The sequence below is a fragment of the Kineococcus sp. AC630 genome (assembly GCF_979255925.1).
This window is the reverse complement of record NZ_CEEDMJ010000013.1, coordinates 82,988-96,712: the sequence shown is the minus strand read 5'-3', so window position 1 is coordinate 96,712 and position 13,725 is coordinate 82,988. Positions and strand designations below refer to the sequence as shown.

Below are 13,725 nucleotides of genomic sequence, written 5' to 3'. Positions count from 1 at the left end.
GGCCCGAAGCGATCGACCCGTGGTCAGACGAACGCCGCCACCTGCTCCTGCGAGCCCAGCAGGGTGCGGGCGTAGACGTCGACGTTGAGCCCCGGGGCGAGCAGCGGGTGGCGGGAGAGGACCTCCACGTCGCGCCAGACCGCCTGCAACGGGTTGCCCGCGGCGAAGGAGCGGGCCCCGCCGGCGTCGAGCAGGTGCCCCAGCGCCGCGCGCGTGGAGACGGTGATCGTGGCCAGGTCCGCCCGCACGCGCGCCCGGGTCGCGACGTCGAGCTGACGTTCTTCCCGCGCCCCCCGCTCGACGTCGCCGGTGGCGCGGGCCAGGTGCAGGCCGGCGGTGTCCACCAGCCGGGCGGCGCTCGCCACGTCGAACCGCACACCCGGCGCGTCCCGCGCGTCGGCGTAGGTGGAGGAGGCGAGCGGACGGCCCTCCCCGAGGGCGTCGAGCACGAACTCGAGACCGGCGCGTGCCATCCCCACCAGGACGGCACCGGCGCACACGCCCAGGGCCGAGTAGGCGGTCGTCGACCGCAGGGGGTCAGCCGCGTCGGGCGCGCCCGCCCCGAGGAGGGCCCCGAACGGCGCGCAACGCCGCTGGGGCACGAAGACGTCCTCCGCGACGGCGGTGTCGCTGCCCGTGCCCGCCATCCCGACGACGTCCCAGGTGGGTTCGACGTCCAGCGCCTCGACGGGGACGAGGACCGCCTCCACCGCGGGCCGCTCGTCCTGGACGTCCTGGACGAGGACGGGCAGCAGCGCCCACCGCGCGTGGTGGACGCCCGACATCGGCTGCCAGCGTCCGCTGACCCGCAGCCCGTCGGGGACGCGTCGGCCGGTGCCAGTGGGGGAGAAGCTCCCGCACACGCCGGCGCGCGGGTCGTCCGTCCACAGCTCTTCGCGACCGGCCGCGGGGAACCGGGAGGCGAGCAGGCCGGCGCCGGAGAGGATCACCGCGCACCACGCGGCCGACCCGGACCCGCGGGCCAGTTCGGCGTGCACGTCCACGGCGGTCGCGATCGAGGCGCCGAGGCCACCGAGGGCGGCGGGGGCGTGCAGGGCGAAGAACCCCGCCTCGTGCAGGGAGCGCGCGTCTGCCGGGGTCAGGCGGTGCCCCCGTTCCGCCGCCGGTGCCCCCGCACGCAGCGCCGGGACGAGGTCGTGGGCGGCCGCCACGAGGTGGTCGCGGGCGGCCGGCCGGGTGTCGTTCACGGGGTCCTCCACGGGTCGGTTCCGGCGTGCGTGACCGTTCCGAGCGGGCGACGGGCGCTGGTCGCCAGCTCGATCTCCGTCGCCGCGGCCTGCGCGCCGTCCTCCTGCCCCAGGGCGGCACCGATCGAGCGTGCGCGTCCGGCGGCCTCCTCGGTCAGGACGCCGCGGAGGGCCTCGACCAGCCGGGGGGCCGTCAGGTCGCGGAACGGGAACCAGGCGCCGATGCCGAGGTCGTGCAGGCGTCCGCCCCAGAAGGGCTGGTCGAAGGAGACGGCGCAGACGACGCTCGGCAGCCCGGCGGTCACGGAGGCCGCCGTCGTCCCGGCGCCCCCGTGGTGGACCGCGGCGGCGCAGCGTGGGAAGAGCAGCGTGTGGTCCACCGGCCCGACGACGCGGACCCGCTCCGTCGCGTCGGCCGCGGCGAGGTCGGTCCACCCCGCCCCCACCAGCCCGCGGACCCCCAGTTCCCGGCACACGGCCTGCACCAGGGCGAAGAGGGCGACGGGATCGGCGACGGGCATGCTGCCGAACCCGAAGAACACCGGCGGCTCACCCGCGCGCAGCCACTCCTCGAGGTCCGCGTCCCACGTCGCCTCGCCCCAGCGCTCCCGTTGCTCCGGCGTCGCCACGACGGGCCCGGTGAGCGGGAACCGCGGGGACCAGGACCTCAGTTCCGGGACCAGCGCCTCGCCGTAGGCCTGCAGTTCCAGCGCACCGGCCTGCGCCAGGCGCCGGGCGATCGGGACGGTGGTCGCGGGCAGGCCCACGGTGCGTCGGAAGGCGTTGGTGTAGCCCTCGGTGGCCTGCCACTCCCACCGGGCGTACAGGGCGTGGGTCGCCCGGTTCAGGGGCCGGGGAACGCGTCGCCGCGTCAGCATGAACGACGGGAAGGCGGAGTTCGCCCGTCGGGGGGCGTGGTGGATCGCGACGACCACGGCCCCCGACGCCTCGGCCAGGCACGACGCCTCGTCCAGCAGCAGGGTGTTCGAGACGATGACGTCCGCGCCCTCGCAGGCCCGGACCATCGCGGGGTGCAGGACGTCCGCGTGGACGGCCTTCATCCGCACGAAACCCTCCAGGTACTGGTGGACGTCGGAGTTCCGGAGGAACTCCTGGCCCTGGTCGGAGCGGAGGAACGCGCGCATGTCGAACCCGAACGGGACCACGGGGAGACCGAGGGCCTCACCGAAGTGGGTGAGGTCGTCGGTGGTGGCCAGCACGACCTCGTGGCCGCGGCGGACCAGTTCGGCTCCGAGGACGGCGGCCGGCTGGACGTCGCCGCGGGAACCCATGGCCAGGAGTGTGATGCGCACGGTCAGCCCACCTCGGTTCCGCGGAGTCCTGCGGGTGGACGGTGCCGCCCCGCACGGGTCGGGGTTCGGGTGACGGTGACCACGGGTGCTGCCTCCGGTGCTCGGTGGGGTGGGACGGGCTCGGCGGGTGCTGGCACCAGTGCCGCACGGGGTTGTCGACGTGGCGTGGACGTCCCGTCGACGCGGAAACCCAGGTCCAGCTGATCTCTTGCTGCAGAACGACTCCCAACCGGTCTGCGGTTCCCTGGTCGGGGCCGGGATCCGTGTCCGCCCTTCCGTGGACGGCGCAGCCCGCTGCGGCCGGTAGTTTCCCGGCATGAACAGTTCCTGGAGACCGGTGCACGTCCGTCGTCCCGCGGGAGGCTGGGAACTCCTCCAGATCGCACCCGAGGTGTTCTGCGCGCGGACCCCCCTCGCGAACTGGTACCTGCTGCGCGACGGGCGCGACCTGACCCTGATCGACGCCGGCTACCCCGGCCACGGGGAACTCGTCCTGGCCTCCGTCGCGGCGCTGGGGCACCAGCCCCGCGACGTCCGTGCGGTCCTCGTGACCCACGCCCACGTCGACCACGTCGGAGGGCTGGGCGCCGTGCTGCGCGCGGTGCCGGAGGTCCCCGTGCTGCTGGACCCCGCCGAGGTCGCGCACGCCCGTCGCGAGCACCTGGAACAGGTCGGCGTCCCGACGGTGCTGCGCCAGGCGTGGCGGCCCCGCGTCGCGGCCTGGGCCGTGCGGGCGGTGCGCAGCGGCGGCACCCGGGACGTGCGGATCGCCGACGCGCAGGCGTTCCCGTCCCCGCGCGCCGGTACGACCCTCGACGTCCCCGGCCGCCCCGTGCCGGTGCCGACCCCCGGGCACACCAGCGGGCACAGCGCGTTCCTCCTCCCCGACCTGGGCGTGGTCCTGACCGGCGACGCCCTCGTGACCGGGCACCCGCTCAGCGCGGTCGAGGGCCCGCAACTGCTGAAGGGTTTCTTCCACCACGACCCGGCGGCCACGCTGGAGGCCCTCGACGTGCTGGCCGCGGTGCCGGCGGACGTCATCGGACCCGGGCACGGCGCGCCCCTGGAGTTCCCGCTGGACCGGGCGGTGACCGCCGCGCGGTTGCGCTGACGAGACGTCGACACGGGCGTCCACGGGGCGTCCACACGCCGTCGACACGCCGTCGACGGGCAGGAGGTGGAGTGGTCCACGACGCCGGAACGAGCGGCGACCACGTTCCACCTCCTGGAGACGATGCTGTGAAGAACGCTGTGGACACCGCGACCGGGCAGTCCCCGGTCACCCCCGCCCCGGACGGCCCCGACGCCCTGGTCGGCGCCGTGGACGGGCAGGTCCTGCTCCCGGGCGACGACGGGTACGCCGCCGAGTGCTCGCCCTACAACCTCGCCGTGGCCCACGCGCCGGCGGTCGTCGTCGGCGCCGCGAGCGCCGCCGACGTGCAGGCCGCGGTGCTCTTCGCGGCCCGCCGGGGACTGCCGGTGGCCGTGATGGCCACCGGTCACCAGGGTTCGCTGTCCACCGACGGTGCGGTGCTGGTCACCACCCGCCGCATGGACGAGGTGAGCGTCGACCCCGTCCGGCGCACGGTGCGCGTGGGGGCCGGGGTCCGTTGGCAGGCGGTGGTGGACGCCGCCGCCGAGCACGGGCTCGCTCCGCTCAACGGGTCCTCGCCCCTGGTCGGCGTGGTCGGTTACACCCTCGGCGGGGGGTTGAGTCCCACGATGGGCCGCGCCCACGGCTGGGCCTCCGATCACGTCACCGCCCTCGACGTCGTGACCGCCGACGGGCGGTTGCACCACCTCGAGAACCGGCCGGACTCCCCCGACGCCGACCTGTTGTGGGGTCTGCTGGCCTCCAAGAGCAACGTGGGGATCGTCACGGCGCTGGAGTTCGGGTTGTTCCCCGTGACCCACCTGCACGCCGGGGGGTTGTTCTTCGCCGGTGAGCACGCCGAAGCCGTGCTGTCCGCCTACGCCGACCTGACCGCGAACGCCCCGGACGAACTCACCACCTCGATCGCACTGACGCGCTTCCCCCCGCTGCCGTTCCTGCCGGACTTCCTCAGCGGGAAGTTCGCGGTGCACGTGCGTTTCTCCCTCCTCGGGGACGCGGCCACGGCCGACGCGTTGCTCGCGCCGTTGCGCGGGTGCGCCCCGGTGGTGCTGGACACGGTCGCCGAGATCCCCTACCGGGAGAACGCGGCCATCCACAACGATCCCGTCGACCCGGCACCCTTCGTCCAGCGCACGGTGCTGCTGCGGGAGTTCACGCCCGGGTCGCTGGCCGAGCTCGTCGACCTGTTCGGTCCCGACTCCGACTGCCCGGCGCACATCGTGGAACTGCGCCAGCTCGGTGGTGCGCTCGCCACGAACCCCGACCTGCCCTACGCCGCAGCGCACCACGACGCCGCGTTCGCGTTGTGCGTCTTCGTCATCGGTCCGGCGCAGGCCGGCGAGGCGTCGGCGTGGACGGACCGGGCGTTCCGTCGCCTGGAACCACACTCGGCGCCGGGCACGTACGCGAACTTCGTCGCGGCCTGGGACACCGACCCCGAGGACGTCCGCCGGGCCTACCTGCCCGAGACCTTCGCCCGTGCGCAGCGGGTGAAGGCGACCTACGACCCGCAGAACCTGTTCCGCCTCAACCACAACGTCCTGCCCCGCTCCTGATGCGACTCCCCTGGAGAACGAGAATGACCACGCGAACCCTCACCACCGACAGCGCGACGTCCGCGGAACTCACCCGCCTCGTGGACCACCACGAGGTCGTCGACGCCGTCCTGCGCTACACCCGCGCCCTGGACCTCGCCGACGCCGACCTCATGACCTCGGCCCTCACGCCGGACGCGACCGTCGACCTCACCCCGGCCACGGCGAAGATCGGCCTGGAGTTCCCCGTCCTGACGCCCCGGGAAACCGTCGTCGGCGCTCTCGTCGGCGCCGTCGGTCCCCTGGACACCAGCCACAGCGTCACCAACCCGCGCAGCGAGATCACCGGCGACACCGCCGTCCTGACCTGCTACGCCCAGGCCATGCACTTCCTGCCCGGTCAGGGACCCGACCCCGTCCAGACCCGGCACGCCCTGATGATGAACCGCTACACCGCCCGACTGGTGCGCGACGGGGCGACGTGGCGCATCCGGCACCTCAGCATCGACAGCGCCTGGTTCGAGGGTGACCCGACCGTCCTGGTCTCCCAGGTCTGAGCCCCCGTCAGGGTGGTCGGGACGGGTGCGCGACCTCGCGCCCGAACCCGGCCACCCACCCCGGCACGTGGTCAGCCACCTGTTCTTGACTGAACGGTCCATCACGGCGTAGGTTAAAGACCGAACAGTCCACTACGAGAACGGAGCACGACGATGAACGCAGCACTCACCGGCAAGACGGCCCTGGTGACCGGCGGGACCTCCGGCATCGGCCTGGCGGTCGTCCGCCGGTTCGTCGAGGAAGGGGCCCACGTCGTCGTGACCGGGCGGCGCCAGGCGCAGCTCGACGCGGTCGCGGCCGAGCTCGGCGACGCGGTGACCACCGTGCAGGCCGACGCCTCCGACCCGGTGCAGGTGAACGCCCTGTTCGAGGCCGTCGCCGCTCGCGGTACCGGACTGCACGCGGTCCACGTCAACGCCGGCGGCGGGGAGTTCAAGCCCCTGGCCGAGGTCAGCGCGCAGGACATCGACACCGCCTTCGCGACCAACGTCCGGGGCACGATCCTCACCGTGCAGGGCGCGCTGCCCTTCCTCGGGGAAGGCGCCGCGATCGTGGTGACCGGCTCCACCGCCGGATCGGGGACGGAGAAGGACTTCGGTCTCTACGGCGCCTCCAAGGCCGCGGTGGCGACGCTGACCCGCACCTGGGCCGCCGAGCTCGCCCCGCGCGGGATCCGCATCAACACCGTCGTCCCCGGCCCCACCGAGACGCCGGGACTGACCGGTCTGGCCCCGGGCAACGAGGCCGGCCTCCTGGCGGCCATCGCCGCCGGGCTGCCCTTCGGCCGGGTCCTGCGCCCCGAGGAGGTCGCCGCCACCGTCCTCTTCCTCGTCTCCGACCAGAGCTCCGGCATGACCGGCGGCGAGGTCTTCGTCGACGGCGGCTCCACCATCGCCGCCTGACCCCCGGCCCGGACCAGCCCCCGCACCACGCCTGCCGACGAGGAGGAGACCCCGATGAGCGACCGCACCACGTCCGTCCCGGCCACGACGGAACGCGAACCCGCACCCCCGCCCGCGCACCGGGGACGACTCGGCGTCGCGTCCGTCGCCCTCGGGTCGTTCGCGATCGTGCTCTCGGAGTTCCTCCCCGTCGGGCTCCTCCCGGCCATCGCCTCCGGCCTCGACGTGCCCGTCGGGACGGCCGGGCTGATGGTCGTCGTCACCGGGCTCCTCGCGGCGGTCGCCGCCCCCGCGGTCACGGTGGCCGCCTCCGGACTCGACCGGCGCGTGGTGCTCACCGGGCTCAGCGCACTGCTGGTCGTCTCCGACGTCCTCGCCGCCCTGGCCCCGACCTTCCCGCTCCTCCTGCTGGCCCGGGTGCTCCTGGGGATCAGCCTCGGCGGGTTCTGGGCGATCGGGGCCGGGATCGCCGGGCGCCTCGTGCCCCCGGCGGACACGATCCGGGCGACCGCCCTGATCACCGGGGGGATCTCGGTCGCCACGGTCGTCAGCCTCCCGCTGGGCGCGGCGGTCTCGGCGCTCGCGAGCTGGCGCCTCGCCTTCGTCATCGGCGGTGCGGTCGGCCTCGTCGCCCTCGTCCTGCAACTGATCGCCCTGCCCGGTCTCCCTGCGGCGCACCGTGTCCGGGTCTCGACGCTCGGGGCGCTGTTCCGCGTGCCCCGGGCCCGGGTCGGACTCCTCGGGGCCGCGTTCGCCTTCGCCGCGCAGTTCGCCGCGTCCACCTACGTCACCCCCTTCCTGCAGGACCGGGCCGGCGTCGGCCCCGGGACGGTGACCTTCGCGCTCCTCGTGTTCGGCCTGGCCGGGATCGCCGGCAACTTCGCGGCCGGCGCGACGCTGGGCCGCAGCGTGCTGGGCACGGCGGGGACGGCCCAGGTCGTGCTCGCGGCGACGGTCGTGCTGCTGCCGCTGCTGGCGCACAGCACCGTCGGGGTCCTCGTGCTCGTCGTGGTGTGGGGCTTCGCGTGGGGCGCCCTGCCGCTGGCGATGCAGACGTGGATGTCCACCGCGTCACCGGCCGGGGCCGAGACCGGCCTCGCGCTGTTCGTGACGACCATCCAGCTCGCCATCGCCGCGGGTTCCGTCCTCGGCGGCCTGGTGGTGACCTCCGCCGGCCTCGACACGGACTTCCACCTCGCCGGCGCGATCGCCTTCGCCGGGGCCCTGGTGTTCGTCGTCCTCGGTGCACGGCGCACCGCGCACGCTGCCGCGCAGACCCCTTCCCCCGTCGGTTCGATCCCACCTGGAGCACCGTGAGCGCCTCTCCGGCCGTCACCACCACCCTCGACCTCGGGGGGACCACCCTCACCTACCTGCCCGACGGCGAGTTCCGCGCCGAGCCCGGCGTGGCCTACCCGGCGGGTCACCACGACCTGTTCGCCGACGACCTCGACGTCGTGGACGGGGACGGCCTGCTCGTCCTCAGTGTGGGCGCGGTCCTCATCAGCACGGGCGAGCGCCGCGTCCTGGTCGACGCCGGCATCGGAGCCCGGACCATCCCCCTGCTCCGTCCGGGGACGACCCGCGACGCCTACATGCGCGGCGGGACGCTCCTCGACAGCCTCCACGAGGTGGGCGTCGAACCCGGTGACGTCGACGCGGTCCTGCTGACGCACCTGCACGCCGACCACGTCGGCTGGCTCGGGAACGAGGCCGGCGACGGCGTCCCCACCTTCCCGAACGCGGAGCTCTGGCTCAGCGAGGACGAGTGGGACTTCTGGACCCGCCCCGAGCAGCGGGATGACCCCGTCGGTCCGCGACCCCACGAGCTGGAGATCATCGGTGCCCGGCGCCGGTCCCTGGTCGAGGGCTGCGAGTCCGTGGCCGGGGTGCGGACCGTCGCGACCCCGGGACACACCCCGGGCCACCTCGCCTTCGCCGTGCGGGGGACCCGCGGCCACGCGCTCGTCGTCGGCGACGCCGTGCACTGCCCGGCCGAGGTCCTGCACCCGGACCTGGCCTGGGTGGGCGACCACGACGCGGCGGCGGCGATCCGCACGCGGGCCGACCTGGCCGACCGCGTCGGTCGCGACGGCGCCGTCCTCGTCGGGCCGCACTTCCCGGACGCGGTCTTCCGCCGCTACGACCCCGCAGCGACCCCGTCGCTCACGCCGCTCGCCCCCTAGGCGGGGCGGACGCCGGCGGCGCCCCCGCTCGCCGGGGTGCGTCAGGATGGTGCGACGCCCAGGTACCGACCCCGGAGGGACGACCATGCCCAGACCCCGCTCGTTCGACGAGGCGGACGTCATCGCCCGCGCGCGGAAGGCGTTCGCCGAGACGGGTTTCGCGGGCACCTCGCTCGACACGTTGCTGGAGGCGACCGGCCTGGCCCGCCAGAGCCTCTACAACACCTTCGGCGGCAAGCGGGACCTCTTCATGCGGGCGTTCCTCAGCGACGCCGCCGAGGCGGTGGACGCCGTGGAGTCGATCCGGCACGGCTCGGACGACCCCATCACCCGCATCCGCGCCCAGCTGGTGAAGGTGGCCGTCGAGCACGGCTCGGCGCAGGCGCCCCCGTCCCTCTTCACCAAGGCCGCCGTGGAACTCTCCGCCCAGGACCCGGAGGTCGCGGCGACCGTCGCCGCCGCCTTCGAGTCGATGCGGGCGCACTACGCCGCCTGCATCGTCGAGGCCCAGAGCGCGGGTGAGATCGAGACCGAGGCCGACGCGGACTCCCTCGGGGCGTACTTCTGCGCGGTCCTCGAGGGCATGTCCACCCTCGGGGGGTCGGGGGTCTCGCGCGCGACGCTGCTCGACATCGGGCTCACCAGCCTGGCGGCCGTCCCCCTCACCGACCTCGGCCGCGACCACCTCGGCACGGGCGAGGGCGAGTGGTCCTGAGCCGCCGCTGCCGGCCCGGCGCCCGCCGGCCCTAAGCGCAGGCGGGCGGCACACCGATCGCCCACGCGGGCGGGGTGCCCTCCATGGGGGGCAGCGGCCCCTCCGGGGGGCAGACGGCGTCGAGCAGCAGAGCTGCGTAGCGACGCCAGGCGGAAGGGCCTTCACCGCGGGTCCGGTCGGCGATGGAGCCGATCATCGAGGACACCGACGGCACGTCGGCCGCCGTGAAACCTTCCCGGACCGCCCCCTCCTCGTGCGCGCGGTCCACGAGCCGGGTCACCACCTCGCTCAGGTCGGCCCGCAGCCGCTCGGCGTCCGCCGTGGCGGGGGCGGCCCGCATGACGGTGGTGGACAACGCCTTGTCCCCGGCCCGCAGCTCCATCGTCCCCAGCAGGTAGGACCGCAGGCCCTCCCGGCCGCTCGGCCGGTCCGCGCAGCGTTCGGCCAGCGCGAGCAGGTTCTCGAGCTTGGCCTCGACGAGCCCCCCGAGCAGGGCGTCCTTGTCCGGGAAGCGGCGGTAGACCGTCCCGACCCCCACCCCGGCGGCCTCGGCGACGTCGTGCAGGGTCACGTCCAGACCGCGCTCGGCGAAGAGGCGGCGGGCGGCGGCGACGATGAGCGCCCGGTTGCGGACGGCGTCGGCGCGCAGCGGTCGGTCGTGGGTCGTCGTGCTCACGGGTTCAAGGGTACTCGTGCGCCGGGAACAAATGGACGCGTCGCGTCCGTTTGCATGTACGCTGGTGGAAGTGGACGCGACCCGTCCGCTTGACGCCGGCCTCTGATCGCCGCCGGCACCTCGAAACTCCTGGAGAACTCGTGAGCTCCGACACCGCTCCGACCAACACACCGCCCCACACGGGGCAGCACGCCGCGGCGCACCCCGCCCACAAGGCCACCAAGGACCACCGGTGGTTCGTCCTCGCCGTCATCGGCATCGCGCAGCTGGCCGTCGTCCTCGACGCGACCATCGTCAACATCGCGCTCCCCGCGGCCCAGGCGGACCTCGGCTTCGCCGACGACCAGCGCCAGTGGATCGTCACGGCCTACTCCCTGGCCTTCGGGTCGCTGCTCCTGCTCGGCGGTCGCCTCGGCGACCTGTTCGGGCGCAAGAACCTCTTCATCATCGGGCTCATCGGTTTCGCCGGGGCCTCCGTGATCGGCGGCCTCGCCGAGAACTTCGGACAGCTCGTCGCGGCCCGCGCCCTCCAGGGCGTGTTCGGCGCCCTGCTGGCCCCCTCGGCCCTGGCCCTGCTGACCACGACGTTCACCGATCCCAAGGACCGGGCCCGCGCGTTCGGCGTCTTCGGCGCCATCGCCGGATCCGGCGCCGCCACGGGAGTCCTGCTCGGTGGCGTCCTCACCGAGTACACGACCTGGCGCTGGTGCCTCTACGTGAACGTCGTCTTCGCCGCCATCGGCGTCGTCGGCGCCCTCCTCTTCATGCCGAAGGCCGTCCGCGGACCCCGTCCCCGCCTCGACCTGATCGGTACCATCACCATCACCGCCGGCCTCGTCGGGATCGTCTACGGGTTCTCCTCCGCCGAGACCAACGGGTGGTCCGACGCGGTGACCATCACCTGCCTCGCCGCCGGCGTCGCCCTCGTCGCCCTGTTCGTGGTCGTGGAGTCCCGGGTCTCGCACCCGCTGCTGCCGCTGCGGATCGTGCGTGACCGCGACCGCGGTGGGGCCCTCGTCGCGATCGGCCTCGTCGGGGTCGCGATGTTCGGCATCTTCCTGTTCCTGACCTACTACCTGCGCCAGACGCTGCAGTTCTCCTCGCTGGAGACCGGGCTGTCCTTCCTGCCGATGCCGCTCTCGATCATGACGGCCGCGACGCAGATCACGCCGCGCCTGCTGCCGCGCATCGGGCCGAAGGCGCTCATCACCATCGGCTCGCTCGTCGCCGCCACCGGTGTGCTGCTGTTCCTGCGCACCAACACCGAGAGCCACTGGGCCGGAACGATCCTGCCCGCCCTGGTCGTGACCGGTCTGGGCATGGGGCTGATCATCTCCTCGGCCATGAACACCGCGACCAGCGGTGTGGCCCGCGAGGACGCCGGCGCCGCCAGCGCCAGCGTCAACACGTTCCAGCAGGTCGGCGGTTCCATCGGCACCGCGCTGCTGTCGACGATCTTCGCGAGTTCCGTCGCCGCTCACGGCGGGAACCCCGTCGACGCCGTCCTGCACGGCTACCACGTGGCCTTCGCCTGCGGCGCGCTCGCCCTGGTGCTCGTCGCGGTCGTCTCCGGCAGCCTCATCAACCGCCACTCCGTCCGTCAGGAACGCCTCGCCGCGATCGGCTCGATCCCGGTCCCGACGGCCGCCCACTGACCACCCGCCCCACCCCGAACCGCGATCTTGCTGGGAAACCCAGCAAGATCGCGGTTCGTGTTTCCGGGGTCAGGCCTGGTCGAGGATGCGGTCGATGTCGTCGAGGACGCGTTGCCCACCGAGCGGTCCGACCCCGGACACCCAGTAGGAGGTGTCGACGGGGGAGACCCGCGGGAACGCGGCGGGGTTGTCCCGGATCAACGTCGGGACGGAACCCGGGTCGGCCACGTCGGTGGTCGTGACGAACACGTGGTCCGCGGTGGCCTCGGGAACCCGTTCCGGGGAGACGTCGACGAGGATCGAGTCCTGCCAGTCGCGGTCGGGGATCGTGAACCCCGCGCACTCCAACGTGCTCCCGGCGAACGACGTCGGCCCGTAGAGGCTCAGCGTCGTCTCGTCCCGGGGACGGACGAGGTTCGCCGTCGTTCCCGTCAGCCGGTGCTCGGCCTTGATCTCCTCGCACCGCGAGCGGTACCCGGCCAGCAACCGGTCGGCCTCCTCCGCCTGACCGAGCGCCTCCCCGACGAGCCGCACGTTGTCCTGCCAGGGGTCGGCCTGGGTCGCCATGAACACCGTCGGCGCGATGCCGGCGAGCTCGTCGTAGAGGTCCCCGTGCCGGGAGTCCGTCCCGAGGATGAGGTCGGGTGCCAGCGCCGCGATCGCCTCGAGGTCCGGCTCGGGGACCGTGCCGACGGACTTCACGGCGTCGCCGACCCCGAGGTAGGCGGGGATCCCCGCCACGTTGCTCGCGACGGCCGCCCCGACCGGGGTGACCCCCAGCGCCACGGCGGTGTCGAGTTCGAGGGGTTCGAGCACGACGACCCGCCGGGGTTCCACGGGGACCTGGGTGGTGCCCCGGGCGTGCGTGACGCTGCGCTCGGCCGCGGCGGCGGTGTCCTCCTCGGCCGAGGAGACGTCAGAGCACCCACCGAGCAGGAGTCCGGCGGTCAGAGGGAGGGCGAGGGGTCGGGAATGCACAAGAGGGAAGCCTAGCCTCACCTGTAGCGCTCGCCGATCGGCCCCTGCGAGGATCGGGCCATGACCTCGCCGGAACGCGAGACCCTGAGGTTCAACCCGGGCAACGCCACGACCGACGTCGTCGAACGCGTCCACGCTCCCGACGGCTCCAGCCGCGTCCACAAGAGACTGCGACGCACCGGGACCGGCACCGACGCCCCGGCGCACTGGAGGTCGTCGTCGACCCCCGCGGCCTGGAACCACTGGGCCCGCGAGGCGGAGGTGTACGCCGACCCCGCCTTCCGCGCGTCGCTGGCCGGGACGGGCCTCGACCTGCCCGCCGCCGAGGTCGTTCCCGACGGCGACACGACGAGCCTGTGGCTGGAGGACGTCGACGGCACCGCCGGAGCCGACTTCGCGCTCGCCGACCACGTCGCGACGGCGACCGCCCTGGGACGGTGGCAGGCCCGACCGCCGCACCCACGACCGACCTGGGCGTCGCGCGGGTTCCTCCGCGCGTACTCCACCAGCCGCCCCGGCGACCCCGCCCTCGTCGACGACGACGCCGCCTGGGACCGGCCCCTCGTCCGCGACAGCTGGCCGGTCGACCTGCGCGCCGGGTGGCGCCGGCTGCTCGACCACCGCGAGCACCTGGTGTCCGTGGTGGAACGGTTGCCCCGCACGCTGTGCCACCTCGACGCCTGGGCCGCGAACGCGATCCGCCGGCCCAGCGGCGAGGTCGTCCTCCTGGACTGGGCGTTCGCCGGGGACGGTGCCGTCGGTGAGGACCTGGGGAACTGGCTGCCGGACGCCTGCTTCGACCTGTTCTGGCCCGCGGAACGCCTCGGGGAACTCGAGGCCGCGTGCTGGCCCGCCCACCTCGACGGGTTGCGGGCGGGCCAGCAC

General features: G+C 74.1%; 13 protein-coding genes. 9 read left to right on the top strand and 4 right to left on the bottom strand.

Translation table 11 applies throughout. From position 1 onward, the window contains the following. Window positions 1–23: 23 nt before the first annotated feature. Complete coding sequence (locus AC0I8G_RS15080) at window positions 24–1,208, bottom strand: acyl-CoA dehydrogenase family protein (RefSeq protein WP_471730636.1); 1,185 nt, start codon at window positions 1,206–1,208, stop codon at window positions 24–26. After that, the gene (locus tag AC0I8G_RS15075) at window positions 1,205–2,521 is read right to left on the bottom strand and encodes a glycosyltransferase (protein WP_471730635.1); all 1,317 of its coding nucleotides are present in this window, start codon (window positions 2,519–2,521) and stop codon (window positions 1,205–1,207) included. The genes AC0I8G_RS15080 and AC0I8G_RS15075 overlap by 4 nt, the downstream gene beginning before the upstream one ends. Before the next feature lie 316 nt (window positions 2,522–2,837). Here AC0I8G_RS15075 and AC0I8G_RS15070 point away from each other — a divergent pair, with 316 nt between their 5' ends. The 7 genes from AC0I8G_RS15070 to AC0I8G_RS15040 all read left to right on the top strand — a co-directional run bounded on the left by AC0I8G_RS15070 (window position 2,838) and on the right by AC0I8G_RS15040 (window position 9,531). Beyond that, the gene (locus tag AC0I8G_RS15070) at window positions 2,838–3,632 is read left to right on the top strand and encodes an MBL fold metallo-hydrolase (RefSeq protein WP_471730634.1); all 795 of its coding nucleotides are present in this window, start codon (window positions 2,838–2,840) and stop codon (window positions 3,630–3,632) included. Between the two features lie 128 nt (window positions 3,633–3,760). Beyond that, window positions 3,761–5,191: an FAD-binding oxidoreductase gene (locus tag AC0I8G_RS15065; RefSeq protein WP_471730633.1), complete on the top strand. Its 1,431-nt coding sequence runs from the start codon at window positions 3,761–3,763 to the stop codon at window positions 5,189–5,191. A 23-nt stretch (window positions 5,192–5,214) separates the two neighbouring features. Then, window positions 5,215–5,727 (top strand): nuclear transport factor 2 family protein, encoded by a 513-nt coding sequence (locus AC0I8G_RS15060; protein WP_471730632.1) that lies wholly within the window; start codon window positions 5,215–5,217, stop codon window positions 5,725–5,727. A 153-nt stretch (window positions 5,728–5,880) separates the two neighbouring features. Then, the gene (locus AC0I8G_RS15055) at window positions 5,881–6,630 is read left to right on the top strand and encodes an SDR family NAD(P)-dependent oxidoreductase (protein ID WP_471730631.1); all 750 of its coding nucleotides are present in this window, start codon (window positions 5,881–5,883) and stop codon (window positions 6,628–6,630) included. Between the two features lie 54 nt (window positions 6,631–6,684). Then, window positions 6,685–7,947 (top strand): MFS transporter, encoded by a 1,263-nt coding sequence (locus tag AC0I8G_RS15050; RefSeq protein ID WP_471730630.1) that lies wholly within the window; start codon window positions 6,685–6,687, stop codon window positions 7,945–7,947. Then, window positions 7,944–8,816, top strand: coding sequence for an MBL fold metallo-hydrolase (locus tag AC0I8G_RS15045; RefSeq protein ID WP_471730629.1), 873 nt, complete (start codon window positions 7,944–7,946; stop codon window positions 8,814–8,816). The genes AC0I8G_RS15050 and AC0I8G_RS15045 overlap by 4 nt, the downstream gene beginning before the upstream one ends. Before the next feature lie 85 nt (window positions 8,817–8,901). After that, the gene (locus AC0I8G_RS15040; protein ID WP_471730628.1) at window positions 8,902–9,531 is read left to right on the top strand and encodes a TetR/AcrR family transcriptional regulator; all 630 of its coding nucleotides are present in this window, start codon (window positions 8,902–8,904) and stop codon (window positions 9,529–9,531) included. A 31-nt stretch (window positions 9,532–9,562) separates the two neighbouring features. Here AC0I8G_RS15040 and AC0I8G_RS15035 read toward each other — a convergent pair whose 3' ends face one another. Continuing rightward, complete coding sequence (locus AC0I8G_RS15035) at window positions 9,563–10,207, bottom strand: TetR/AcrR family transcriptional regulator (RefSeq protein WP_380260510.1); 645 nt, start codon at window positions 10,205–10,207, stop codon at window positions 9,563–9,565. 140 nt (window positions 10,208–10,347) lie between these two features. On the opposite strand from AC0I8G_RS15035, the gene AC0I8G_RS15030 reads away from it, so the two are divergent. Next, window positions 10,348–11,862, top strand: coding sequence for an MFS transporter (locus tag AC0I8G_RS15030; RefSeq protein WP_471730627.1), 1,515 nt, complete (start codon window positions 10,348–10,350; stop codon window positions 11,860–11,862). 69 nt (window positions 11,863–11,931) lie between these two features. Here AC0I8G_RS15030 and AC0I8G_RS15025 read toward each other — a convergent pair whose 3' ends face one another. Beyond that, entirely contained in the window at window positions 11,932–12,840 is a 909-nt protein-coding gene (locus AC0I8G_RS15025) for an iron-siderophore ABC transporter substrate-binding protein (RefSeq protein WP_471730626.1), read from the bottom strand. Window positions 12,841–12,900: 60 nt separating this feature from the next. Here AC0I8G_RS15025 and AC0I8G_RS15020 point away from each other — a divergent pair. After that, a partial coding sequence (locus AC0I8G_RS15020; RefSeq protein WP_471730625.1) for an aminoglycoside phosphotransferase occupies window positions 12,901–13,725 on the top strand: 825 nt, incomplete at its 3' end.

Excerpts from the sequence above, each read along its gene's own strand:
- AC0I8G_RS15070 (WP_471730634.1), top strand. The coding sequence starts at position 2,838 with ATGAACAGTTCCTGGAGACCGGTGCACGTCCGTCGTCCCGCGGGAGGC.
- AC0I8G_RS15060 (WP_471730632.1), top strand. The coding sequence starts at position 5,215 with ATGACCACGCGAACCCTCACCACCGACAGCGCGACGTCCGCGGAACTC.
- AC0I8G_RS15055 (WP_471730631.1), top strand. The coding sequence starts at position 5,881 with ATGAACGCAGCACTCACCGGCAAGACGGCCCTGGTGACCGGCGGGACC.
- AC0I8G_RS15050 (WP_471730630.1), top strand. The coding sequence starts at position 6,685 with ATGAGCGACCGCACCACGTCCGTCCCGGCCACGACGGAACGCGAACCC.
- AC0I8G_RS15040 (WP_471730628.1), top strand. The coding sequence starts at position 8,902 with ATGCCCAGACCCCGCTCGTTCGACGAGGCGGACGTCATCGCCCGCGCG.